The sequence below is a fragment of the Streptomyces sp. NPDC022910 genome, from assembly GCF_055561075.1.
This window is the reverse complement of the sequence record NZ_JBVHHL010000170.1, coordinates 1-1,520: the sequence shown is the minus strand read 5'-3', so window position 1 is coordinate 1,520 and position 1,520 is coordinate 1. Positions and strand designations below refer to the sequence as shown.

General features: G+C 68.9%; 1 protein-coding gene. It reads right to left on the bottom strand.

The window, feature by feature from the left end; translation table 11 throughout:
• Positions 1 to 13 precede the first annotated feature (13 nt).
• Entirely contained in the window at positions 14 to 1,318 is a 1,305-nt protein-coding gene (locus ACZ3TS_RS42965) for an IS4 family transposase (RefSeq protein ID WP_467628700.1), read from the bottom strand.
• Positions 1,319 to 1,520: the final 202 nt, after the last annotated feature.

Sequence of the window (1,520 nt, the reverse complement as noted above, 5' to 3'; positions counted from 1 at the left end):
CAAGGCCATGAAGTTATGGGCTGATGGGTGCTGTCAACAGGATGTCGATGCTGATGGTGGCCTTGTAGGTGTGGCGGTCGACGCGCAGGCTCTTGTAGGCGTAGCGGGACAGTGGCCGCTTCACGGCGCGGGGGCCGACGCGCAGTCGGCGGGCGGGCATGAGATTGTCCAGGACCGCCCGGCCGATCGCGCCCACGAGGTCGATGGTGGTGTCGGTGATCACGCCCGCGGCCTGGATGACCTGGTCGCGGGCGACCTGCAGGGCGACGCTGAAGCTGGCCCGGTCCGGGTCGGTTTCCGGGACGGTGCCGGTGGCGTCGGCGATAGCGATCCTGATCACCTGGTAAACGGTCAGCAGCGCGTAAATTTCCTGTGCGATGCCGGGCAGGGTGCGGGCCCGTAGCACGCGGCGGCCGAGCATGGACTTCTTGAGTGCGAAGTAGGCGGACTCCACTTCCCACCTCTCGTGATACAGCCTGACCAGCTCGAACGCCGGGTAACCGCGGTGATCGAGCAGGGTGGTCGCGAGGCGGTAGACGCCGGTGTGCCGCCCGGCGGTGGTGGCGATGGTGATCTCGCACTCGACGATGCGGACCTCCACCGAGCCGATCCGGGACAGGAAGGAACCGTCGTCGAACCGGCGCAGGACGGGCGGCTTGCGCACGGCGGAGAGCCGGGCCAGGAAGCCGGCACCGCTATCCGCCACGGCCTGGAGGAAGGCGTTGGTGGCAAATCCCCGGTCCAGCAGCACGACCATGCCCGGGCGCATCGAGCGCAACAGGCGCCGTCCCAGGACCGGCTCGCCCGGTTTGCGGGGGCCGAAGACCGCGTCGATGACCGCGCGGGTGCCGCACGCCACCAACGCGACGAGCAAGACCTGTGGATACCCGGAGGCGGCGGTGTACTGGTTGGAGCCCTTGCCCAGCCGGGCCCGCACGTCCGGGTCGTCGGCGACGTCCAGGTACGTGCCGTCGACGGCGACCACCAGCATGCCCGCCCAGCGGGCCCCGGCAGTGCGGATCGTGCTCGCCGGACCGCGCAGCAGGTCGAACAGAGCCCGCAACGGACGGACCCCGAGGCGACATCGCGCGTGCCACAAAGCGGTGCCCGTAACCCTCGGGATCGGCAGCGAGCCCAGAGCGGCGGTCAACCGGGCCCACACCGTCGGGTAGCCGCACTCCTCGAACAGGGCGGCGGCCAGCAGCAGGTAGACCACCACCCGGGCCGGCAGCTTCCGCAGCCGCTGCTGCGCCGCCCCGCACTCGGCCAGCACCGCGTCGACCAACTCGAAGGGCACGATCTGCGTCAGCTCACCCAGATGCCCAGGGGCGAAAAGACCTTCAGCTACCGCGATCTCGCGGGTGATGACACACTGACCCGACAGCGGAGCCTCCGGTGCTGTGAACGGCTTGTCTTGGCGGACCAGTCAGTTCTACCGGGGCTCCGCTTCTCACGTCCGGCGTCCTCCCAGATCAGACCCCACTTGCAACTACACCCAGACCCATAACTTCATGGCCTTG